The organism is Novosphingobium sp. NDB2Meth1, from assembly GCF_900117425.1.
GTDB lineage: Bacteria > Pseudomonadota > Alphaproteobacteria > Sphingomonadales > Sphingomonadaceae > Novosphingobium.
Genome location: NZ_FPEH01000032.1, coordinates 39,535 through 60,114, shown reverse-complemented (window position 1 = coordinate 60,114; position 20,580 = coordinate 39,535). Strand labels below are relative to the sequence as shown.

Annotated in this window: 21 protein-coding genes; 13 read left to right on the top strand and 8 right to left on the bottom strand. The window is 65.8% G+C overall.

Annotated features, from left to right (window positions below; translation table 11 throughout):
- The 10 genes from NDB2M1_RS18460 to NDB2M1_RS18415 all read left to right on the top strand — a co-directional run bounded on the left by NDB2M1_RS18460 (position 1) and on the right by NDB2M1_RS18415 (position 11,450).
- Positions 1–1,617 carry an FAD-dependent oxidoreductase gene (locus NDB2M1_RS18460; RefSeq protein ID WP_072384282.1) on the top strand — a complete coding sequence of 539 codons (1,617 nt, stop codon included), beginning with the start codon at positions 1–3 and terminating at the stop codon, positions 1,615–1,617.
- 10 nt (positions 1,618–1,627) lie between these two features.
- Positions 1,628–2,578, top strand: coding sequence for an SDR family oxidoreductase (locus NDB2M1_RS18455; RefSeq protein WP_072384281.1), 951 nt, complete (start codon positions 1,628–1,630; stop codon positions 2,576–2,578).
- Positions 2,579–2,670: 92 nt separating this feature from the next.
- Positions 2,671–3,669, top strand: coding sequence for an NADP-dependent oxidoreductase (locus tag NDB2M1_RS18450; protein ID WP_072384673.1), 999 nt, complete (start codon positions 2,671–2,673; stop codon positions 3,667–3,669).
- Positions 3,670–3,687: 18 nt separating this feature from the next.
- Positions 3,688–4,368 carry an SDR family NAD(P)-dependent oxidoreductase gene (locus NDB2M1_RS18445; RefSeq protein WP_072384280.1) on the top strand — a complete coding sequence of 227 codons (681 nt, stop codon included), beginning with the start codon at positions 3,688–3,690 and terminating at the stop codon, positions 4,366–4,368.
- A 235-nt stretch (positions 4,369–4,603) separates the two neighbouring features.
- Positions 4,604–7,117, top strand: coding sequence for a TonB-dependent receptor (locus NDB2M1_RS18440; protein ID WP_253185948.1), 2,514 nt, complete (start codon positions 4,604–4,606; stop codon positions 7,115–7,117).
- 36 nt (positions 7,118–7,153) lie between these two features.
- Positions 7,154–8,536 (top strand): aromatic ring-hydroxylating oxygenase subunit alpha, encoded by a 1,383-nt coding sequence (locus tag NDB2M1_RS18435; RefSeq protein ID WP_072384279.1) that lies wholly within the window; start codon positions 7,154–7,156, stop codon positions 8,534–8,536.
- Positions 8,537–8,538: 2 nt separating this feature from the next.
- Positions 8,539–9,057 (top strand): nuclear transport factor 2 family protein, encoded by a 519-nt coding sequence (locus NDB2M1_RS18430; RefSeq protein ID WP_072384278.1) that lies wholly within the window; start codon positions 8,539–8,541, stop codon positions 9,055–9,057.
- The gene (locus tag NDB2M1_RS18425) at positions 9,054–9,563 is read left to right on the top strand and encodes a nuclear transport factor 2 family protein (RefSeq protein ID WP_072384277.1); all 510 of its coding nucleotides are present in this window, start codon (positions 9,054–9,056) and stop codon (positions 9,561–9,563) included. The genes NDB2M1_RS18430 and NDB2M1_RS18425 overlap by 4 nt, the downstream gene beginning before the upstream one ends.
- A gap of 5 nt (positions 9,564–9,568) precedes the next feature.
- Positions 9,569–10,090 (top strand): nuclear transport factor 2 family protein, encoded by a 522-nt coding sequence (locus NDB2M1_RS18420; RefSeq protein ID WP_072384276.1) that lies wholly within the window; start codon positions 9,569–9,571, stop codon positions 10,088–10,090.
- Positions 10,091–10,106: 16 nt separating this feature from the next.
- Complete coding sequence (locus tag NDB2M1_RS18415; RefSeq protein ID WP_072384275.1) at positions 10,107–11,450, top strand: aromatic ring-hydroxylating oxygenase subunit alpha; 1,344 nt, start codon at positions 10,107–10,109, stop codon at positions 11,448–11,450.
- Positions 11,451–11,588: 138 nt separating this feature from the next.
- Here the strand turns inward: NDB2M1_RS18415 and NDB2M1_RS18410 are convergent, their stop codons facing one another.
- From NDB2M1_RS18410 to NDB2M1_RS18375, 8 genes are all read right to left on the bottom strand, one after another.
- Complete coding sequence (locus NDB2M1_RS18410) at positions 11,589–12,599, bottom strand: NADP-dependent oxidoreductase (protein WP_072384274.1); 1,011 nt, start codon at positions 12,597–12,599, stop codon at positions 11,589–11,591.
- 11 nt (positions 12,600–12,610) lie between these two features.
- Positions 12,611–13,144 (bottom strand): VOC family protein, encoded by a 534-nt coding sequence (locus NDB2M1_RS18405; RefSeq protein WP_072384273.1) that lies wholly within the window; start codon positions 13,142–13,144, stop codon positions 12,611–12,613.
- Positions 13,144–14,586 (bottom strand): 2-oxo acid dehydrogenase subunit E2, encoded by a 1,443-nt coding sequence (locus tag NDB2M1_RS18400; RefSeq protein ID WP_072384272.1) that lies wholly within the window; start codon positions 14,584–14,586, stop codon positions 13,144–13,146. The genes NDB2M1_RS18405 and NDB2M1_RS18400 overlap by 1 nt, the downstream gene beginning before the upstream one ends.
- Positions 14,587–14,598: 12 nt before the next feature.
- Positions 14,599–15,612: an alpha-ketoacid dehydrogenase subunit beta gene (locus NDB2M1_RS18395; RefSeq protein WP_072384271.1), complete on the bottom strand. Its 1,014-nt coding sequence runs from the start codon at positions 15,610–15,612 to the stop codon at positions 14,599–14,601.
- A 23-nt stretch (positions 15,613–15,635) separates the two neighbouring features.
- Positions 15,636–16,610, bottom strand: coding sequence for a thiamine pyrophosphate-dependent dehydrogenase E1 component subunit alpha (locus tag NDB2M1_RS18390; RefSeq protein ID WP_072384671.1), 975 nt, complete (start codon positions 16,608–16,610; stop codon positions 15,636–15,638).
- A 143-nt stretch (positions 16,611–16,753) separates the two neighbouring features.
- Entirely contained in the window at positions 16,754–17,545 is a 792-nt protein-coding gene (locus NDB2M1_RS18385) for an SDR family oxidoreductase (RefSeq protein WP_072384270.1), read from the bottom strand.
- Positions 17,546–17,549: 4 nt separating this feature from the next.
- The gene (locus NDB2M1_RS18380; RefSeq protein ID WP_072384269.1) at positions 17,550–17,975 is read right to left on the bottom strand and encodes a nuclear transport factor 2 family protein; all 426 of its coding nucleotides are present in this window, start codon (positions 17,973–17,975) and stop codon (positions 17,550–17,552) included.
- Positions 17,976–17,991: 16 nt separating this feature from the next.
- Positions 17,992–18,753, bottom strand: a complete 762-nt coding sequence (locus NDB2M1_RS18375; protein WP_072384268.1) for an SDR family NAD(P)-dependent oxidoreductase — start codon at positions 18,751–18,753, stop codon at positions 17,992–17,994.
- A 158-nt stretch (positions 18,754–18,911) separates the two neighbouring features.
- Here NDB2M1_RS18375 and NDB2M1_RS18370 point away from each other — a divergent pair, with 158 nt between their 5' ends.
- The 3 genes from NDB2M1_RS18370 to NDB2M1_RS18360 are packed head-to-tail and all read left to right on the top strand — an operon-like array spanning position 18,912 to position 20,479.
- On the top strand, positions 18,912–19,316 hold the full coding sequence (locus tag NDB2M1_RS18370; RefSeq protein WP_072384267.1) for a nuclear transport factor 2 family protein: 405 nt from the start codon (positions 18,912–18,914) through the stop codon (positions 19,314–19,316).
- Complete coding sequence (locus NDB2M1_RS18365) at positions 19,316–19,666, top strand: putative quinol monooxygenase (RefSeq protein ID WP_072384266.1); 351 nt, start codon at positions 19,316–19,318, stop codon at positions 19,664–19,666. Before NDB2M1_RS18370 ends, NDB2M1_RS18365 begins: the two co-directional genes overlap by 1 nt.
- Positions 19,667–19,672: 6 nt before the next feature.
- Positions 19,673–20,479: an SDR family NAD(P)-dependent oxidoreductase gene (locus NDB2M1_RS18360; RefSeq protein WP_072384265.1), complete on the top strand. Its 807-nt coding sequence runs from the start codon at positions 19,673–19,675 to the stop codon at positions 20,477–20,479.
- Positions 20,480–20,580: the final 101 nt, after the last annotated feature.

Genomic DNA, 20,580 nt, shown 5'->3' with positions numbered 1-20,580 from the left:
GTGAACGAGACGACCGACGTTCTGATCGTCGGCGCGGGTGCGGCGGGCATGGCGGCGGCGCTGTCCGCCCATGCGGCGGGTGCGGCGGTCACGCTGGTCGAGAAGGGCGACCGGCTGGGCGGCACGGCGGCGGTTTCGGGCGGGATCATCTGGGCGGCGAACAATCCGCGCATGCAGGCGGCGGGCATGGCCGACAGCGAGGACGACGCGCTCGCCTATTTCGGCAGCCTCGATCACGGCGAGATGGATGCCGAAGTGCTCGGCGCCTTCGTGCGCGAGGCGCCCGGCGCGCTGGCGTTTCTGGAGGAGGCGGGTGCGCTGGAGGTCAGCATCCTGCCGGGCTATCCGGACTATTACCTCGACCGGCCCGGTGCGAAGCCCGAAGGCGGGCGGGCGCTGGACAACGAACTGTTCGACTTCACCACGCTGGGGCAGTGGGCGGAGAAAGTGTTCAGCGACGGCGTGATCCAGCGGATGATGCTGCGCGAGACACCGCTCGGCGGGAGCAGCGGGTTTGTCGATCCGGCGGAGCTGAAGCGCCGCGCGGATGCGGACTTGCGCGGGTTCGGGCAGGCGATGGTCGGGCGGCTGCTGGCGGCGTGTCTGGCGCGCGGGATCGAGCCGCAGTTGGGCATGAAGGCCGAGCGGCTGATCGTGGAAGCGGGCCGCGTGGTGGGCGTGGACTTTGCCGGTGGCCGCAGCATTCGCGCGGAACGCGGCGTGATCCTTGCGACCGGCGGGTTCGAATGGAACGAGGCGCTCAAGAAGACGTTCCTGCGCGGGCCGCTCGATATGCCGGCCTCGCCGCCGGGCAATACCGGGGATGGGCTGAAGCTGGCGATGGCGGTCGGTGCGGGGCTGGGCAACATGACCTCCGCCTGGTGGGTGCCGACGCTTTCGCCCGAAGGTGCGCATTGGCCAGGCGGCCAGCAGCGCGCCGCGCCGGTGCTGATCGAGCGGACCTTGCCGCATAGCCTGCTGGTCAACCGGGCGGGGAAGCGGTTTTGCAACGAGGCAAACAACTATTCCTCACTCGCGGGGGCCTTCCACCTCTTCGATCCGGCGACGTACGATTATCCGAACAATCCGGCGTGGCTGGTGTTCGATGCGCAGTACCGGGCGCGCTATCCCTTGGGCACGGTTATGCCGTTCGATGCGCTGCCGGAGTGGGTTTTCGTGGCCGATACGCTGGAGGAACTGGCGGCGAAGATCGGCGTTGATGCTGCGGCTTTTGTGCAGACGGTGGAGCGGTTCAACGCCCATGCTGCAAACGCCGAAGACCCCGATTTCTTACGCGGTGTGAGCCAGTACGATCGCTTCTACGGCGACCGTTCGCGGCCCGGTGCGGCGGCGACTCTCGGGCCTCTTGTGCAGGGGCCGTTCCATGCGGTGCAGCTGAAGCTGGGCGCGCTGGGGACCAATGGCGGGGCGCGGACCAATGCGGCGGCGCAAGTGCTGGACGTGGAGGGCGAGCCTATCCCGGGGCTCTATGGCGCGGGCAATGTGATCGCGTGCCCGACGGGGAGCGTCTACGCGGGCGCGGGCGGCACGCTCGGCCCGGCGCTGACATTCGGATGTATCGCCGGGCGGACGGCTGCCCGGTTGGCCAATCAGTAAGGAAACACGCATGAAGCGCATTCTGGTGCTGGGCGCGACGGGCGACCAGGGGCATCCGCTGCTGACGCGGCTGATCGCGGCGGGGCTGACGCCGGTCGCGGCGCTGCGCAATCCGAAGGCGCTGGCGGGAACCGAATTCGCGGATGTCGAGACGGTCGCGGCGGATATCTACGACGAGGCTTCGATGATCGCGGCGGCCAAGGGCATGGACGCGATTGCCGCGCATCTCCCTTTCGTGTTCGACCGCGATCTCGCGCAGAAGATGGGCGCCAGCATCGCGGCTGCTGGCAAGGCGAACGGGATCAAGCGCATCGTCTTCCACACCAGCTGCCATATCGCCGACGAGGATATCGGCAGCCCGGCGATGGATGGCCGGCGCGACATCATCAAGGCGATTGCAGGGAGCGGCTGCGAATGGGCGATCATCGAGAGCCGCGTGTTCATGGACAACATGATCCGCAGCTGGAACAAGCCGGGGATCGTCAACAGCGGCGTGTTCGCCTACCCGGCCAAGCCCGACCTCAGGATCTCCTGGATTTGCCTCGATGACGTTGCAGCCTTCATGGTCGAGGCGCTGACCAATCCTGATCTCCCGAGCGGGCGCTACAAGGTCGGCGGCCCGGAAGCGCTGGTGGGCGATGAAGTGGCGGCGACGCTGAGCAAGGTTTCGGGCAAGCAGATCGTGTTCAAGAGCATGACGCCGGACGACTTTGCCTCCGCGATGAGCCTGCTAGTGACCGGATCGCCGGATGTGAAGCCCGCCTCGATCTATGACGGGATGGCGCAGTTCTACCGCTGGTACAATGCGCAGCCGGTCTCGCCGCTGGTGGTGACGTCCGAGGAAATGGCCAAGCATTTCAAGCACAAGCCCGCCAGTCTTGCCGAATGGGCAGCGCGGCAGGACTGGAACGATCCGCGCGATCCGGCGCTGCCGACGCGGCTGGCGGGGATGGTGGGGTGATGCCCTTTGGGGCTCATTCAATTCGGTAGGTCCGCATGCGCGGCGGCGGCGCTAGTCTCGGTGCCAAGACAACCTTTCAGGGGAGAATCCGCGTGACCGAAACCCGCCAATGGCTGCTCAATGGACATCCCCGTGGCCGCCCGATCAATGATGACGATCTCAAGCTGGTGACCACCACGCTGCCCGAGCCCGGCCCGGGCCAGATGCTGCTCAAGACGCATTATCTCGGCTTCGATCCGGCGCAGAAGGGCTGGATGGAAAACATTGCGGACTACGTCGCGCCGATGGCCATCGGCGATGTGATGCGGGGTTCGGGCATCACCGAAGTCGTGGCGAGCAATGGCGGCAAGTTCTCGGTCGGCACGATGCTTTCGGGTTCGATCGTTTGGAGCGAATACCTGATCCACGACGGGGAAGGCCTCATCCCCTGCATGCCCGAACTGCCGCCGACGGCGATGCTTTCGATCCTCGGCACGACCGGCGTGACCGCCTATTGCGGCCTGTTCAAGGTCGGCGAGCCGGTCGCGGGCGATGTCGTCGTCGTCTCCGGCGCGGCGGGCGCGACAGGTTCGATCGTCGGACAGCTGGCCAAGATCGCGGGCTGCACCGTGATCGGCATCGCGGGCGGGCCGGAGAAGTGCGAATGGCTCGTCAAGGAAGCGGGCTACGACCACGCCATCGACTACAAGGCCGGGCCGATCCGCGCGCAGCTGAAGGAACTGGCGCCGCACGGCATCAACGTGATCTTCGACAATGTCGGCGGCAAGATCCTCAACGACATGCTGGCGCTGATCGCCACCAATGCCCGGGTGGTGATCTGCGGCGGGATCAGCCGCTATGAGACGGGCAATCTTCCGGCGGGCCCGGAAAACTACTTCAACCTCGTGTTCCGCCGCGCGCGGATGCAGGGCTTTATCGTGCTCGACTGGGCCAGCGAGTTCCCGGATATCCGCCGCCGCCTGGTCAAGTGGGTGAACGAGGGACGGCTGGCCTACCGCGAGGACGTGCAGCACGGCTTCGAGAACGCGCCTGCCACCCTGCAGCGGTTGTTCTCGGGTTCGAACAAGGGCAAGCAGCTGCTCAAGCTGTGATCTGAAGGAGAGAAATCGATGGCAACCGTCGCGATTACCGGAGCCGCGCGCGGCATCGGGCTTGAGCTTGCTGCGCAACATGTTGCGGCAGGCGATACCGTGATCGCCTTGCCGCGCAAGGCGAGCGCGGCGCTGGAAGGCCTTGCCGCCTCGTCGAACGGCAGGCTGACTATCGTGCCCTGCGACGTGGCGAGCGATGCCTCGGTGCGCGCCGCGGCCGCTGCCAGCGGGGATGCACCGATCGACGTGCTCTACAACGTCGCCGGGGTAACCGGCCCGATGGGCGGCGAGCTGGAAAGCGCCGACTGGGAGGCGTGGAACGAAGCGTTCGCTATCATGGTGCAGGGTCCGCTACGGGTGCTGCAGGCGTTCCTGCCGCGCCTTGGCGAGGGGGCCAAGGTGATGAATATCACCAGCCAGCTGGGCGCGATGGCCTGGCCGATGGGCGGGATGTATTGCTACGCCTCGGCCAAGGCGGCGCTCAACCGGCTGATGCGGTCGGTGGCGATCGACCTCAAGCCCAAGGGCATCGTGATCGGCCTGATCCATCCGGGCTGGGTGCAGACCGACATGGGCGGGCCGCACGCCCAGATCACCACGGAAGAAAGCGCCTCGGGCATTCGCAAGTTGGGTGCGGAATGGACGCTTGAGGACACCGGCGCCTTCCGCAAGTGGACCGGTGAGACGCACGACTGGTAGGATGCCTGCGGGCAATTCCGACAAGACTGCAACAGGAAAGCCGGCCCCCGCAAAGGGCCGGCTTTCCTGTTGCCGGGTACGGTTGGACCGGTCCGGCAGAACTGCCGGTTTACCTATCAAAAGTGTTCAGTTGGCGGATAAACGGTTGAGCCGGTGGGCAAGATTGATACGCTTGCTCCAGTTTGCCGACCCGGAAGAATCCGGGCGGCGAGGCAAGCGAAGTGGGAGAGGCGAGATGCAGCACATGGGGCGGCAGACTGGTTCGGTGCGACTGGAATTCCTTTCGGGCACGGCACGCGCCGCCCTGCTTGCGGCGATGGTTCCCGGCGCGCTGCTTGCGGCAAGCCCGGCTTTTGCCGCCGATGAAGCCGCAGCGCCGCCGCAGTCCGGCGCCAGTGCGGAAAGCACGGCATCGACCGGTGTCGAGGACATCATCGTCACCGCCCGCCGCCGCAATGAAAGCGTGCAGAGCATCCCGGTCGCAGTGCAGGCGATCAGCGCCGCCACGGTGCAGGCGCGCGACCTGACCAGCCTCGAGAAGATCGCAGCAGCCACGCCGCAGTTCACCGTCGCGCGCGCTTCGAACGGCGCGGGCGCGCAGCTCACCCTGCGCGGCATCGGTTCGAACGCGACCTCGATCGGTATCGAGCAATCGGTCGCGATCGTGGTCGACAACGTCTATTACGGGCAGGGCCGCGTCATCAACGAGGGCTTCTTCGATCTGGCCCGCGTGGAAATCCTGAAAGGTCCGCAGGCGCTGTTCTTCGGCAAGAACGCGACCGCCGGCGTGATCAGCCTGACCACCGCCGATCCCGGCCGGGACCGCGAGATCATGGCCCGCATCGGCTACGAAGCGAATGCGCGGCAGCTCTACGGAGAGGCGGTCTACTCCACTCCGCTGGGCGAGAACTGGGGCCTTCGCCTTGCGGTGCGCGGCTCGCGGATGTTCGGCGGCTGGTATCGCAATGCGGCGGGCCCGCAGACCTACACCACGGTCGACGTTGCCAACGGCTTTGCCCCGACCAATCACCCGGCCGCCCCGGCTGCGGCCGACCAGCCTCAGGAACGCGAAGTGATCGGCCGCGCCACGCTGAAGTATGACGGCGGCAGCGGGCTTACCGCGACGATCAAGGCCTCCGGTTCGTGGAACGACACGATCGGCAACGGCTGGAACTATTCGGCGATACGCTGCCCGACCGGCTCCACCGCGCTCAACCCGGCCTACAAGTGCGACGGCGGCTTCAAGATCTACCAGAACAATTTCCCGGTCGATATCGCCAAGGCAACGCCGTTCGCGCGCGAGAATGGCGACCTCTACAACACCTACAAGTCGTGGCAGGTCACCGGCACGGTCAACTACGACATGCAGAACGTGACCTTGAACTCGGTCACCAACTACAACTGGAACAACAACAAGTTCGGCTGCGACTGCGACTTCCTCGGCGGCCCGGTCTGGGCGACCGAGAACGCCAGCTACCATGCGTTCAGCCAGGAACTGCGCGCGCTGACGAAGTTTGATGGACCGGTCAACGTGATGTTCGGCGGGCTCTATCAGAAGACCAAGCGCACGTTCTTCCAGACGGTGCTGTTCGCCGGGCTGGAGAACTCGGCCGCGCCCACCGGCATGCGCTATGTCGCCTATGCCAAGGACTCGGCAACGGACGGCGAGACCTGGTCGGCCTATGGCCAGCTCATCTGGAAGATCCTTCCCACGCTCGAGGCGACCGGCGGCGTGCGCTACACGCATGAAACCAAGAGCAGCTTCTTCACGCAGCCTTACGTGAACCCGGCGCTCACCGGCATCTTCCGTCCGCAGAGCGCGGCGGCGAACGGCGTGCTTACGGCGGATCAGACCTTCAACGACTGGTCGCCGGATGTGACGCTGAGCTGGAAGCCGACCAGCGATATCCTGGTCTATGGTGCCTACAAGACGGCCTACAAGTCGGGCGGTTTCTCAAACAGCGCGATCAACTCCTCGCTGGTGACCGTCAACCCCGTGGGCGACTTCACCTTCAATCCGGAACGCGGCCGCGGCTTCGAGGCGGGAATCAAGACAACGCTGTTCGACCGCCAGCTGCGCGCGAACCTGACGCTCTACAGCTACAAATACACCGATCTGCAGATCGATTTCTTCAACTCGCAGGTCTTTGCCTATGTGACCTACAACGCCGGTGCGGCCCGCTCAAAGGGTGCGGAACTGGAGCTCGAATACGCGCCGCGCGCGGTTCCGGGGCTCTCGCTCCATGGCACGCTCAACTACAACCGGGCGCGCTACATCGACTTCATCGCGCCGTGCTGGTCGGGCCAGAGCATCGCGGCGGGCTGTTCGCTGCGGGTGAACGGCATCGAGCAGCAGGACCTCTCGGGCACGCCGACTTCGGCGGCGCCGGAATGGACCGCGACCGCGGGCGTCTCCTATGAGACCGAGATCGGCAAGAACCTGAAGATCGGCGGCAACCTTGATACGCGCACATCGAGCTCGTACCTCGGTTCGAGCTTCGGCGATCCGTTCACCCGGCAGGACGCCTATGCGGTTGTCGACGCGGGCATCCGCATCGGCGCGCAGAATGATCGCTGGCAGCTGGCGGTGATCGGCAAGAACCTGACCAACAGGTTCTACTTCATCGGTGGCGGCACTGCGCCGCTGACCGGCGCGGGTACGGGCACCAACGCCGCGACGCGGGGCGACATCATCGGCTATGGCTCGATGCCGCGCACGGTGCGGATGCAGGTGACCGTCCGGTATTGATCGCATGGCGGCGAGGGGCATGAAGGAGCTTGAGGGATGAACCTTGAAACCAGCCTGCCTCTCCCTGCCGACGAGCCCGGCGCCGCGCGTTGCCCGGGCCCGAGCACGCGCGACATCATCATCGCGGACGGGCAGGATGTGCCGCCCGCGCTGATCGCCGAGGCCTACAGCTTCGCGGGCGACGCGGACATCGATTACGACCGCTATACCTCGCCTGATTTCATGGCGCGCGAGTTCACCCATATGTGGGCGCGCACCTGGCAATGGGCCGCGCGCGAGGAACATATCCCCGAAGCGGGCGACTACATCACCTACGACATCGGGCCTTGGTCGATCCTCATCGTGCGCGGCGATGACATGGAAATCCGCGCCTATCGCAATGCCTGTCTGCACCGGGGCACGCAGCTCAAGCGGTCCGACACCAGCGGCAATGCGGTGGAGCTGCGCTGCCCGTTCCATGGCTGGCGCTGGTCGCTGGAGGGGGAGCTTTCGCATCTGCCGTGCCGGTGGGATTTCCCGCATGTGAAGGACGAGGAATTCAGCCTGCCGCAGGTGCGGATGGAGACCTGGGGCGGGTTCGTGTTCATCAACCTCGATCCTGATGCGCGCCCGCTGAAGGAGCAGCTGGGGCCGCTCGCCGAGCATTTCTCGGGGCGCTGGGACCTGGCCGACCGGCGGATCGCGCTGCACCTTCAAAAGGAACTGCCGACCAACTGGAAGGCGGCGCAGGAAGCCTTCCTCGAGGCCTACCACGTCTACGAAACGCATTCGCAGGCGCTGCCGACGGCGGGCGATGCCAATGCGCAGTATGATATCTTCAGCGATCATGTGACGCGGTTTGTCCACGTGATCGGCAAGCCGAGCCCGCACTTTACGGGTGAGCAGACCGAGCAGGAGCTGTTCGACAAGCTGCGTGTGGGCGGCGGGACGCTGCCGGAAGGGCGCACAGCACGGTCTTACGCTGCAGAAATGCTGCGCAAACAGATGTCCGCCGATCTGGGTGTGCCGCTCGATCAGTATTCGGACAGCGAAATGCTCGATTCCATCGAGTATCACCTGTTTCCGAACATGTGCCTGTTCCCGGGCGTCTCTCTCCCGATGATCTACCGCTTCCGGCCCATGGCGGGCGATCCCTCGCGCTCGCTGTTCGATCTCATGTTCCTGAAGCTGGTGCCGCCGGGGACGCCCGTCGAGCATCCGCCCGAGCCGGTGCGGCTTTCGGTCGAGCAGTCCTATGCCGAGGCTCCGGGGATGAACCCGGGGCTGGGCGGGGTCTACGATCAGGATACCGACAACCTCGCGCTGCAGTATCAGGGCTTTCTCGGCTCGGCGAAACGCGGGCAGACGCTGGGGAACTATCAGGAAGCGCGCATCCGGCAGTTCCACCAGACGCTCGACCAGTATCTTGCAGGGAATTGAACATGGACGCGCTTGATCGGCTCGTTTCGTGGCAGGCCATCTACGACCTTTGCTGCGACTACATGCGCGCGCAGGACCGGCTCGATCCGGTACTGCACATCTCGGTGTTCCACGAGGATGCGACGACCGACTACGGCGCGGGCTGGCAGGGCGATGCGCCCGGCTTCGTCGACTTCGCGCAAAAGGTGCTGACGCCGCACAAGGCCAATCACCACATGATCGGGCAGGTCCGTATCGATTTCGAGAGTGGCGATCTGGCGTTCGGCGAGGTCTATTTCCAGGCGCACCACCGCGTGGTCGGAGAGGATGGCGGCGAGCGGGACATGTTCGTCGCCGGACGCTACGTCGACAGGTACGAGCGGCGCGAAGGCGTGTGGAAGATCGCGCACCGCAGCGAACTGGTCGACTGGGTGCGCGACGAGCCCGCCGCCGATCTGCCCGGGGGTGAGGCGATGTTTCCGTGGGGCGCGCGTGCCCCCCATGATCTCAGCTGCCGGCGGGAGGAGATGCGGGTCCGATGAGCATGGTGCGCCCCGACGAGGTTGCCGACCGGCTGGCGATCATGGACGTGCTGAACCGCTATGCGCGCGGGATCGACCGCTGCGATCTGGAGGTGCTACGCAGCGTGTGGTGGCCCGAGGCCAAGGCTGACTACGGCACCGGCGAGATCGACGCGCTGGTGTGGTCGGACGGGGTCGTCCCCGCGCTGGCAGCGATGCGCCGGACACAGCATTTTCTCGGCAACATGCTGATCGATATCGACGGCATGAGCGCGACGGCCGAAACCTATTGCCGCGCCTATCACGAGGTCGACTCGCCCGATGGCCCCTACGACATGCAGGTCGGCGGGCGCTATCTCGACCGGCTGGAGAAACGGGACGGCGACTGGCGCTTGGCTCACCGCCGCTATGTGCTCGACTGGAGCCGGAATGGCCTCTCGACTGCGCAGTGGGACGGGCCGCTCTATGGGACGCTGACGCGCCGCGGGCAGCGGATGCCCGATGATCCCCTCTACACTGGAGACTGACCAGAATGGCCGACCTCGATCCCCGCGTAGCGCTGCTGCTCGACAAGATGGCTTGCACCGAGCTGGTCCACCGCCTCGCGCGCGGGATCGACCGCTGCGATGCCGATCTGGTGCGCGCGGTGTTCCATCCCGATGCCACCGACGATCATGGGATGTATCAGGGAACGGCAGCGGACTTCGTGCCGTGGGTGATGGAAGTGCTCGCCGGCATGCGCCGCACCCAGCATGTGATCGGCAATGTGCTGGTCGAAGTCGATGGCGACAAGGCCAAGGGCGAGGCCTATTTCATCGCGCACCACCACATTCCCGGCGAAAGCGGTGACAATTTCATGGTCGCTGCGGGCCGCTACCTCGACCGCTTCGAGAAGCGCGACGGGGAGTGGAAGATTTCGCACCGCCACGCTGTCTATGACTGGAGCACGGTGGCAGGTTCTACCGACATGTGGGACCGCGCGAACATGCCGGGTTACGCCTTTGGCGAGCGGGGGCACGCCGATCCTTCCTACAACCACTTCGCCGGTGCCTGAACCAGGAGATCCTATCATGACCACCGAAGCTCAACTCGCCCGCGCCCGCGCCACTTCGCTGGCCGATATCTCGCCGCTCGCCGATCCGCCGCTGGGCAATGCCCCGATCACGCCGGACCGCTATTTCTCGAAGGAATGGGCGGATCGCGAGTGGGACAAGATCTGGACCAAGACCTGGCAGATTGCCGGGACGCTGGCGCAGATCCCCAATACGGGCGACTGGCTGACGGCGGACTTCGGCCCGGAAACCATCGTCTGCGTGCGCGGCGACGACGGCGCAGTGCGCGCGTTCTACAACGTGTGCCAGCACCGCGCGATGCCGGTGGTGTCGGGCGAGCAGGGCAACTCCAAGCGGCTCGTCTGCCCCTATCACGGCTGGTCCTATGACCTCACCGGCAAGCTCAAGGTCGTGCCGGACGAGGCCGATTTCGTGCAGGGTTCGCCTTGCGGCAAGCTCAACCTCGTCGAGGTGAAGTGCGAGACCTGGGCCGGCTTCGTGTGGATCAACATGGACCCGGAGGCCGCGCCGCTGCGCCAGTTCATGGGGCCGATTGCCGACCAGATCGATACCTATCCGATGGACGCGATGGTCCGCACGCACTGGGTGACGATCGAAGGAAACTTCAACTGGAAGCTGGTGCAGGACAACTTCAACGAGAGTTATCACGTGCCTTTCGTCCACCCGCAGACGAAGTTCGTGATGGAGTATGCGCACAGCTACTGCCAGTTCGATCTCTATCCCGAAGGCCACGCGCGCATGTTCATGCCGGGCGCGGGGCCGACCAAGCAGCTGCGCGGCGGCGAGGCGGAGACGCTGGAAATGCTGCGCGAGGAGCTGGAATTCTGGGACCTCGATCCCGAGCAGTTCCGCGGCGGCAAGACGGGCGAGATCCGCAAGGCGCTGCAGAAGGCAAAGCGCGAGAAGGGCGCGTCGAAAGGCTTCGATTTCTCGACCTATCACGATGACCAGCTGACCGACCACTGGCACTACACGATCTTCCCGAACCTCTCGTTCAGCTTGAAGCCCGATGGCAACATCTGGCTGCGCGCACGGCCGCACGAGAGCGATCCGGAAAAGTGCTACTTCGACATGTGGTACATGACGTTGTTTCCGGCGGGGACGACGCGGTACTATTCGCAGTCGATGTCCGAATGGGTCGACGTCTCGGTGCCAGCGCCGCATGTGCAGGGCAAGTGGGGCGAAGTGTCCGCGGGGCCGGGCATCGATCAGGACGTCTCGGTGTGGGAAGCCCAGCAGCGCGGGCTGCACTCGCGCGGATACAAGCGCGATTACCTCGCGTGGCAGGAGCGCCGGGTGCGGTATTTCCACGAGAATCTGGAACGGTGGATGGCGGATTGAACTAACTTGAAGCCCTCTCCCCTTCAGGGGAGAAGGTTGGGAGAGGGGCAAAGCGCAACGCCAAAGCCCCTCTCAACTTAGGCTAGGCGCTTCGCGCCAAGCCTACGTATCTCTCCCCTGAAGGGGAGAGAGCTTCGCCTAAACTACCTTCACCAGCACTTTGCCGATCGCGCCGCCACCTAGCATCTTCGCATAGGCGGCGAGCGTGTTTTCGAGGCCGGGTGTTTCATCGAAGCGGGAAACGAGGCGGCCTTCGTCATGCCATTGGCGCAGCGGGGGGATGAACTCCTCGGCGCGGTGGAAGTGGTCGGGGACGAAGAAACCCTCGATGCGCAGGCGCTTCATCAAGACCTGATCATAGCGCGCGGGGCCGGGGAGCGGCTTGTCTGCATCGTAGGCGGCGACGAGGCCGCAGACCGCGACGCAGCCGAACAGGGCCATGTTGGGCAGGATCGCATCCAGGATCGGGCCGCCGACATTGTCGAAATAGGCGTTGAGTCCGCCGGGCACTTCGGCGGCGAGGCGGGCGGCGATGTCGTCCGCCTTGTAGTCGATGGCGATGTCCGCGCCGAGTTCTTGCGTGAGGTAGGCGCATTTGGCGGGGCCACCGGCGATGCCGACGACATGCGCGCCTAGGTTGCGGGCGACCTGCACGGCAAGGCTGCCGGTGGCGCCCGCGGCGGCGGAAACCGCGATCCACTGGCCGGGCTGGATCCGCGCGGTGTCGCGCACGCCGAGGAGCGCGGTCCAGCCGTTCATGCCGAGCGCGCCGAAGTGTTCGCGCAAGTCTGGCAGGCTCTCGTCGAGCGCCATGAGGCCCGCTTCGGCGGGGGTGACGACGGAGTAGTCCGCCCACTGCCCGAACCCGCGCACGAGCGTGCCTTCGGGGAAGGCGGGGTCGCGGGTTTCGACGACGCGGCCGATGACGAGGCCGGACATCTTGGCGCCGAGCGGCAGCGGCGGCTGGTAGCCATCGGTGCGCGGGCTCATCCACATGCGCGTGCCCGCGTCCATCGAGAGCCACTGGGCGGCGATGCGGACCTGCCGCTCAGCAAGCGGCTGCAGCGCCTCTTCGCGGAAGGAGAGGGCACTGGCGAAATCATCGCCCTTGGGATGGGCATCGAGCTGCCAGAAACGGTTGGTGGTCATGGAAAGGGCCTTCAGCGCAGGCGGATGGTGGTGATGAGGTCGCGCGGCGGGGCGCCTTCCTTCGCGGCATCGGCGACCATCGCGTAGAAGCCGAGCAGGCTGGGGCGGGGGCTGTAGAGTTCGGTCATATGGCCGAGCGCGGCGCTGGTATCGGCGAAGGCATAGACGAAGCCGTCGGCCATTTCGGCGCGCATCGCGGTGGGAGAGCCCTGGGCTTCGAACTCGGCGAGCGCGGCATCCACATCATCGACGAACACCGCGACATGGTGCAGGCCGTAGCGCCCCGAACCCTCCGGGTACATGTCGTGAAAGGGCGAGGGGCCGGGATTGTTCTGCTGGACGAACTCCACCATCACGTCGCCCCACTGCCCATAGGCGGACGAGTGATCGTGAATTCGCTCGACACCGCGGTGGACGCAGTGCGCGAGCGGGATGTTGTCCGCGACGAAGAACGGGCCGGAGCCAAAGATCGCGTGGTGCACGCGGGCGGCCGCGCGCACGTCGGCGCAGAAGTACGCGACCTGCCGGATGGGCAGGTGGCCCATCAGGCGAACAGCGATTCCGGCGCTTCGATCAGTGCCTTGAGCGTCTGCAGGAAGCTTGCGCCTGCCGCACCGTCAATCGCGCGGTGATCGACCGAAAGCGAGAGCTTGATCTGGCTTTCGAACGCGATGTCACCATCCGCCGTTTCGGTCGCCACGCGGCCCATGCCGCCCACCGCAAGGATCGCCCCCTGCGGCGGATTGATGATCGCGTCGAACTCCTCGATCCCGAACATGCCGAGATTGGAGACGCTGAAAGTGCCGCCGTCCATGTCCTCGAAGCTGAGGCGGCCGGCCTGCGCCTTGTCGATCAGCGCGCGGGTGGTCGCCGCAATCTGCGCGATGTGCATCCGGTCGGCCTGCCGCACGATGGGCGTGACGAGGCCCTTGGGGCTCGCGACCGCGATGGCGACGTCGGCGTGGGGGAAACTGTGGACCGCGTCCGCGCCGACCTGCACGTTGACGTCCGGATGGCGGACCAGCGCCATGGCGACGGCCTTGACGATATAGTCGTTGATCGAGGCCTTGGTGCCCATGACCACGTTCGCCGTCTTGCGCAGCGCGACCAGTTCATCGACCCGCGCCGAAACGCGCAGGTAGAAGTGCGGGATCGTCTGCTTGGCCTCGGTGAGGCGGCGGGCGACGACCTTGCGCACCTTGTCGAAGGGCTGGACCGTGGGCGTGTTCGCCACTGGCACGAAGAGTGCGCCGAACGCAGGTGCAGGAGCGGCTTCGGGCACGGCAGGCTTCACCGCACCGAGCACGTCTGCCTTCGAGATACGCCCGCGCGGGCCGGTGCCCTTGAGCGCCGCGAGGTCGATGCCATACTGGGCGGCAAGGCGTGCAGCGAGCGGCGATGCGAACACAGCGCGGTTCTCGGCCGGGAGTTCGGCAGGGCCGACCGGGTTCAGCGCGCGCTCGGGGCGCATGGCTTGCACCACGTCCTGATAGGTTATGCGACCGCCGCGGCCCGAACCGTGGATCGGCTCGATATCGACGCCATTGGCTTCGGCGAGCTTCAGGGCTTCCGGGCTGATCGGGCGGTTGGTGACGATCTTCTTGGGCTCCGGCGCAGCGGCGGGAGCGGGTGCAGGCGCGGCAGCGGCGGGCGCAGCTTCGGCACCGGCCTTTGCGGCGACGGCGGTTTCAGCCGGCTTGAACGACGCCACGAAGGCATCGACTTCGGCATCGGTCGCGGCGGCATCGGTGAACACGCCGAGCAGCGCGCCGACCGGCTGGGGCTGATCGCTGGCAGGCACGAGCACGCGTTTCAGCACGGCGTCGAACTCGGCTTCGACTTCGTTGGTGATCTTGTCGGTCTCGATCAGGCAGATGACCTGACCGCGCGTGAAGGCTTCGCCTTCCTTGACCATCCATTCGGCAACCGTGCCCTCGGTCATTTCGATGCCCCACTTGGGCATGCAGAACGGGCGGATATCGGCCATGACGGCAGTTCCTTAGCGGTAGGAGAGGACCTTGCGCACCGCCGCTTCGATCTTGGGGATCGAGGGCAGGTACGCGGTTTCCAGCTCGCGCGCGAACGGGACGGGCGTGTGCGGCGGATTGACGCCGAGCGGCGGCGCCTTGAGGCTGGCGAAGGCCTTTTCGGCGACCAGCGCGCAGATGTCGTTCGCCAGGCTGCAGCGCGGCGGCGCTTCGTCGACGACGACGAGGCGGCCCGTCACCTCGACCGAATCGAGGATCGCTTCCTCGTCGAGCGGGCTGGTGGTGCGCAGGTCGATCACATCGCAGCCGATCCCTTCGGCGGCGAGCTTGTCGGCCACCGCCTCGCAGAAGCCGAGCAGCAGGCCGGTCGAGACGATGGTCACATCGTTGCCCGCGCGGCTGAGGCGCGCGTGGCCGAACGGGATCATGAAATCCTTGTCGTCGGGCACTTCGCCCTTCACGCCGTAGAGCGCCTTGTGCTCGAGGAAGATGACCGGGTCATCATCGCGGATCGCGGTCCGCAGGAGGCCCTTCACGTCAGCAGGCGTGCTGGGCATCACGACCTTGAGGCCGGGCATGCCGGTGAGCATCTGGTGCACCGCCTGGCTGTGCTGCGCGGCGGCGTTGAAGCCCGCGCCCCAGGCCATGCGGATCACCGCCGGGCACTTGGTCTTGCCGCCGAACATGTAGCGGAACTTGCCGATCTGGTTCCAGATCTGGTCGAGGCTGACGCCGATGAAGTCGGCGAACATCAGTTCGGCCACCGGGCGCTTGCCCGAGAGCGCGAGACCGGCCGCCGCGCCGACAATGGCGCTTTCCGAGATCGGGGTGTCGATCACGCGGTCACCGCCGAACTTGCCGTAGAGGCCGGTCGAGGTCGACCAGATGCCGCCGATAGCTTCGGGGCCGCCTGCGGTGCCATTGCCGCCCACCACGTCCTCGCCCAGCACGACGACATTCTCGTCGCGCTCCATTTCCTCGGCGATCGTGGAGAGGACCGCCTCGCGATACATCATTCTTGCCATTGGTCGCGCTCCTCGGGGCGAAATCAGTACGAGATGTAGACGTCGGAAAGGACGTCCTCGGGGGTGGGCCGCGCAGCCGCCTTGGCCTTGGCCACGGCGTTTTCGATGGCCGCCATCACATCGGCATCGACCGCATCGATGTCGGCATCGGTGAGCAGGCCTGCCCCCGTCACGCTGGCGCGGAACTTCTTGATGCAATCGCGCGTCTCGCGGATGCGGTCGAGCTCGCCCGGGCCGCGATAGCGCTGCGGGTCGCCCTCGAAGTGGCCGAAGAAGCGCTCGGTGTCGAACTCGACCGCCGCCGGGCCGTTGCCGGGGACGCGGACATAGTCGAGCACTTCGCGCATCGTCTCGTAGACCGAGAAGAAATCGGTGCCGTCGCCGCGCCACACCTTCATGCCGAAGGCTTCGGCGCGGCTGGCGATGTCCTTCTGGGTGCCGACCGCGTATTCGAAGCCGGTGTGTTCGGAATAGTGGTTGTTCTCGAACACGAAGATGCAGGCCGCCTTGGTAACGACCGCCATGTTCATCGCCTCGAAGGTGGTGCCCTGGTTGCACGCGCCGTCGCCCGAGAAGGTGATGGCGACATGGCCCTTGCCGTCGATCTTGGCGGCGATGCCCGCGCCGACCGCGATGGGCGCGCCCGCACCGACGATGCCGTTGGCGCCGAGCATGCCCTTGTCGACATCGGCGATGTGCATCGAGCCGCCCTTGCCCTTGCACAGGCCCTCGCGGCTGCCCCAGATCTCGGCCATCATGCCATCGACGTCGCAGCCCTTTGCGAGGCAGTGGCCGTGGCCGCGGTGGGTGGAGACGATCTTGTCGTCGTTCGAAAGGTGCTCGCACACGCCGACCGCGACGGCTTCCTGCCCGCAGTAGAGGTGGGTGAAGCCGGCGATCTCACCAGTCTGGATATCGATGTGGAGGCGTTCCTCGAACTCGCGGATCACCTTCATCTGGCGATAGGCCTTGAGCAATTGGTCGCGGCTGAGTTGCACCTTCTTGTCTCCCGGTAACTGGTCAGCGCAGGCGGTCGGCACCCGCGCGGAACATGCGAATGACATGGCCACCCAGCGCATGGGTTGAGAAGCCATAAAAGTGATAGGTATGCGCGGATTTCCGCGCCGTCACCTGCCCCTGGTTACCTGTCGGTGCGGGGCACCGTCGTCCCGGCGATGATCGAGGCGCCGTCGTCGATCACGTGGCTCTGGCCGTTGATGAAGCGGCTCTCGTCCGAGGCGAGGAAGAGGACGAGATTGGCGACGTCGACCGGCTCGCCGAGGCGGTTCATCGCGGTGGCGTTGTCGTGCACCGGAGCCGCCGCGCCGAGCGCAGCCAGCTTGCCGCCAAGGCTCTGGACCATCGGCGTATCGATCCCGGCGGGGAGCACCGAATTGGCCCGCACGCCGCGCCCGTTCTTGATCGAATAGGCGGCGGTGGCGCGGGTATAGGCATCGATCGCGCCCTTGGCCGCGCTGTAGGCGGCGAAGGTCGGCTCGCCCTGGATCGCGGCGATGGAGGCCATGTTGACGATCGAGCCCCCGCCGCTTGCGGCCATCGCCGGGATCGCGTGCTTGGTGCCGAAGACGACGCCATCGATGCTGACCGCCATGATCTTGCGGTAGTTGGCCTCGGTCAGCGTTTCGGGATCGCCGAATTCGACGACGCCGGCATTGTTGACAAGGATGTCGAGCCGGCCATGTCGCGCCACGACATCGGCAACGAGCGCTTCCCATGCGGCTTCGCTGGTGACGTCGAGGTGCTGGTATTCGGCATTGGCGCCGAGCTCAGCGGCGAGGGCGCTGCCGCCTGCGTCGTCAACGTCGGTAAGGATCACCCGCGCACCTTCTGCCACGAACAACCGCGCATCGGCGGCGCCGAGACCCTTGGCCGCGCCGGTGATGATGGCGACTTTGCCTTTCAGACGGTCCATGTGCTTACCCCTCCAGCTTCACCGCACCCGGGCGCGGCGGGCCGGCTTCCCGCGCGACCAGCGCGCAATCGTGGTAGTGGATGGTGTATTCCACCATCAGCCCATCGACGCAGCGCGTGGTCTCGGCGAGCGAGGTGCTGATGCGGTTGCCGGTGAGCTTCGAGGTCATCGTCATGCGCAGCTGCAGGCAGAAGTAGTTCTCGTCCGTCAGGATGCCGAGGCGGTCGACCACGACGTCGTCCCAGTAGCTCCACACGTGCGGGAACAGGCGGATCAGCGCGTCCTGCCCCTTCCAGTCGCCGCCGAAGGGAAGCTCCGGCGGTTCGTGGACGACGTAATCGGGCGAGGTGATGGCGAGGACGCCGGCCCAGTCGCCCTTGTCGATGCAGCCGAGCATGGTCTCGGCGAGTTCGCGCGGGGTTTTGGTCATAGCTGAATCCCGGGCTTCAGAACTGCACGCGCTTGGTGAAGCCGCCGTCGATGATCAGGTTGACGCCGGTGGTGTAGCAGGACGCGGGGCTGGCGAGGAACACGACCGAGCGCGCCACTTCGTCCGGCGCACCGAGGCGGCCCATCGGCATCTGCGCCTGGATGCTCTTGTAGAAGTCCGGCATCGCGCCCTGGATCATGTCCCAGCTGCCGCCGGGGAACTCGATCGGGCCGGGCGAGACGGTGTTGACGCGGATGCCCTTGGGCGCGAGCGCCTGGGAGAGCTGCGAGGCATAAGTGATCAGCGCGGCTTTGATCGCGTTGTAGGCCTGCGGCATGATGAAGGTCTCGACCGCGGCGGTCGACGACATGACGATGATCGAGCCTGCGCCCGAGGCTTCGAGCGCCGGGGTCAGCGTCTCAATGCCCTTGACCGCGGCCATGATGTCGACGTCGAGGCACTTCTGCCAGTCCTGCGTGGCGCCGGCGCCCGAAACGCTCGCCATGTTGATGAAGATGTCGCAGCCGCCGAGCTTGTCGACAGCGCCGTTCAGCCAGGCGACGTAGCCGTCGAGGTTGCCGGTCATGTCGAAGGCCTCGCCATGTGCCTTGCCTTCGTTGCCTGCGAGCTCGGCCAGCGCGGCGTCGACCTTGGCCTGATCGCGTGAGAAGAAGGCGACGTCGGCGCCTTCGGTCGTGAGGATCTTGAGAATCTCGAGCCCGATGCCGCGGGCCCCGCCGTTCATGATGACTTTCTTGCCTTTGAGACCCAGATCCATCGCGCTCTCCGTCCATGATTTGCGCCCGGCAGACCCGGGCCTTTGTGGGTGCAGAATAGCCAAAACGAGGGGGCTGACAGCGCGCGGAAATGATAGTTTCTGAGGCTCCGGAATCGCCTTAGGCTTCTTCAAAAATCGGGCCAAGATCGGGAGAGACCATGGCTATCACCGGACCCATCGAGGACCAGCTCGCGATCCGCGCGCTGCATGACAACTACGCAGACGCCGTGTTCCGGCGCGACGCCGGGGACTGGGGCGCGCTCTGGGCGGACGATGCCGTCTGGGACCTCGCCGGCACCACCGTCAACGGCAAGGACTCCATCGTCGGCCTGTGGCAGGGGGCGATGGGCACCTTCGCCTTCGTGGGCTTCTTCCAGCAGGTCGCCGCGATCCAGATCGACGGCGATACCGCCACCGGCCGCGTCTACACCAACGAGACGCTCGAGGACCTCGAAGGCAATCTGCGCCGCAGCATTGGCCGCTACGAGGACACTTACGTCAAGCGCGGCGGCACCTGGCTCTACCAGAGCCGCAGCTTTTCCGTTCTGAAGGGGTATTCGTGATGATCGTCGTTGTCGCAGGGGAAATCGATTTTGCGCCGGAAGTCCGCGACGAGGTGCTCAAGGACGCGCTGCCGCTGATCGAGATGGCGCTCGCCGAAAAGGGCTGCCGCCACTACGCGTGGAGCCTCGATCCGCACAATCCGGGCCGTATTCACGTGTTCGAGGAGTGGGAGACCGCCGAGGACCTCGCCGAGCATCTGCTGGCCGAATCCTATTTCAAGATGGGCGCGCATCTGGCGGGCTTCACCATCCTCGGCGCCAATACCCGCAAGTATCGCTGCGACATTTCGGAGCCGGTCTATGGGCCGGACGGTGTTGCCACCGCCACGTTCCTCACCGCAAAGGACTGAGAGGCCATGACCAATCTTTCGGGCAAGGTTGCCGTCGTCATCGGCGCGGCGGGCGAGAACAACATGGGCCAGCATATCGCCCGCACGCTGGCCGATGCGGGCGCGAAGGTGGTTGTCGCGGGGCGCAAGGCCGAGCCGCTCAAGGCCATCGCCGGCGCCATCGCGGGTGACTGGGCGCTGTGCGATCTATCGAAGAAGGCCGATGTCGAGGCGCTCGCGACAACCGTGCTCGAACGCCACGGCAAGGTCGACATCGCGATCAACGCGACCGGCTGGGGGCTGCTCAAGGGCTTGCACGAGATCACCGAGGAAGAGCTCGACCAGATCATCGCGCTGCAGCTGAAGGGTGTGCACTATTTCCTGAGCGCGTTCGTCCGCGCCATGCCGCATGGCGGGTCGCTGATCCAGATTTCGTCTGCCACCACGCAATGCGTGATCGACGACCACGCGGCCTATATCGCGACCAAGGCGGGTTCGGAGGCGCTGATCCGCTGCGTCGCCAACCAGTATGGCCCGCAGGGTATCCGCGCCAACGTGCTCTCGCCGGGCTTCACGTATAGCCCGATGACCGAGCAGTCGTTCGCGGTGCCGGGGCTCGCCGATGCTTTCGTGAAGGAATATCCGCTGGGCCGGGTCGGCACTTCGGAGGACATCGCCAAGGCCGCGCTGTGGGTGGTGAGCGACGATTGCTTCATGTCCGGCCAGAACCTGCAGATCAACGGCGGCCTCACCCTGCGCCGCAATCCGCGTCCGCACGAGATCCAGGCGGCGGTCGGCGCGGCGATGGCGGCGATGCAGGCGGCGGGGAACTGAGCCACACTTTCAACATTCGTCATTGCGAGGAGCGCAGCGACAAAGCAATCCAGAGCAGTCGAGCACATACGCTCTGGATTGCTTCGCTACGCTCGCCATGA

Bases quoted from the DNA above. Each gene is read 5' to 3' on its own strand.
- NDB2M1_RS18445 (WP_072384280.1), top strand. From the start codon at position 3,688: ATGGCAACCGTCGCGATTACCGGAGCCGCGCGCGGCATCGGGCTTGAG.
- NDB2M1_RS18360 (WP_072384265.1), top strand. From the start codon at position 19,673: ATGACCAATCTTTCGGGCAAGGTTGCCGTCGTCATCGGCGCGGCGGGC.
- NDB2M1_RS18435 (WP_072384279.1), top strand. From the start codon at position 7,154: ATGAACCTTGAAACCAGCCTGCCTCTCCCTGCCGACGAGCCCGGCGCC.
- NDB2M1_RS18440 (WP_253185948.1), top strand. From the start codon at position 4,604: ATGCAGCACATGGGGCGGCAGACTGGTTCGGTGCGACTGGAATTCCTT.
- NDB2M1_RS18385 (WP_072384270.1), bottom strand. From the start codon at position 17,545: ATGGACCGTCTGAAAGGCAAAGTCGCCATCATCACCGGCGCGGCCAAG.
- NDB2M1_RS18420 (WP_072384276.1), top strand. From the start codon at position 9,569: ATGGCCGACCTCGATCCCCGCGTAGCGCTGCTGCTCGACAAGATGGCT.
- NDB2M1_RS18365 (WP_072384266.1), top strand. From the start codon at position 19,316: ATGATCGTCGTTGTCGCAGGGGAAATCGATTTTGCGCCGGAAGTCCGC.
- NDB2M1_RS18395 (WP_072384271.1), bottom strand. From the start codon at position 15,612: ATGGCAAGAATGATGTATCGCGAGGCGGTCCTCTCCACGATCGCCGAG.
- NDB2M1_RS18425 (WP_072384277.1), top strand. From the start codon at position 9,054: ATGAGCATGGTGCGCCCCGACGAGGTTGCCGACCGGCTGGCGATCATG.
- NDB2M1_RS18370 (WP_072384267.1), top strand. From the start codon at position 18,912: ATGGCTATCACCGGACCCATCGAGGACCAGCTCGCGATCCGCGCGCTG.
- NDB2M1_RS18405 (WP_072384273.1), bottom strand. From the start codon at position 13,144: ATGGGCCACCTGCCCATCCGGCAGGTCGCGTACTTCTGCGCCGACGTG.
- NDB2M1_RS18455 (WP_072384281.1), top strand. From the start codon at position 1,628: ATGAAGCGCATTCTGGTGCTGGGCGCGACGGGCGACCAGGGGCATCCG.
- NDB2M1_RS18415 (WP_072384275.1), top strand. From the start codon at position 10,107: ATGACCACCGAAGCTCAACTCGCCCGCGCCCGCGCCACTTCGCTGGCC.
- NDB2M1_RS18400 (WP_072384272.1), bottom strand. From the start codon at position 14,586: ATGGCCGATATCCGCCCGTTCTGCATGCCCAAGTGGGGCATCGAAATG.
- NDB2M1_RS18380 (WP_072384269.1), bottom strand. From the start codon at position 17,975: ATGACCAAAACCCCGCGCGAACTCGCCGAGACCATGCTCGGCTGCATC.
- NDB2M1_RS18430 (WP_072384278.1), top strand. From the start codon at position 8,539: ATGGACGCGCTTGATCGGCTCGTTTCGTGGCAGGCCATCTACGACCTT.
- NDB2M1_RS18375 (WP_072384268.1), bottom strand. From the start codon at position 18,753: ATGGATCTGGGTCTCAAAGGCAAGAAAGTCATCATGAACGGCGGGGCC.
- NDB2M1_RS18410 (WP_072384274.1), bottom strand. From the start codon at position 12,599: ATGACCACCAACCGTTTCTGGCAGCTCGATGCCCATCCCAAGGGCGAT.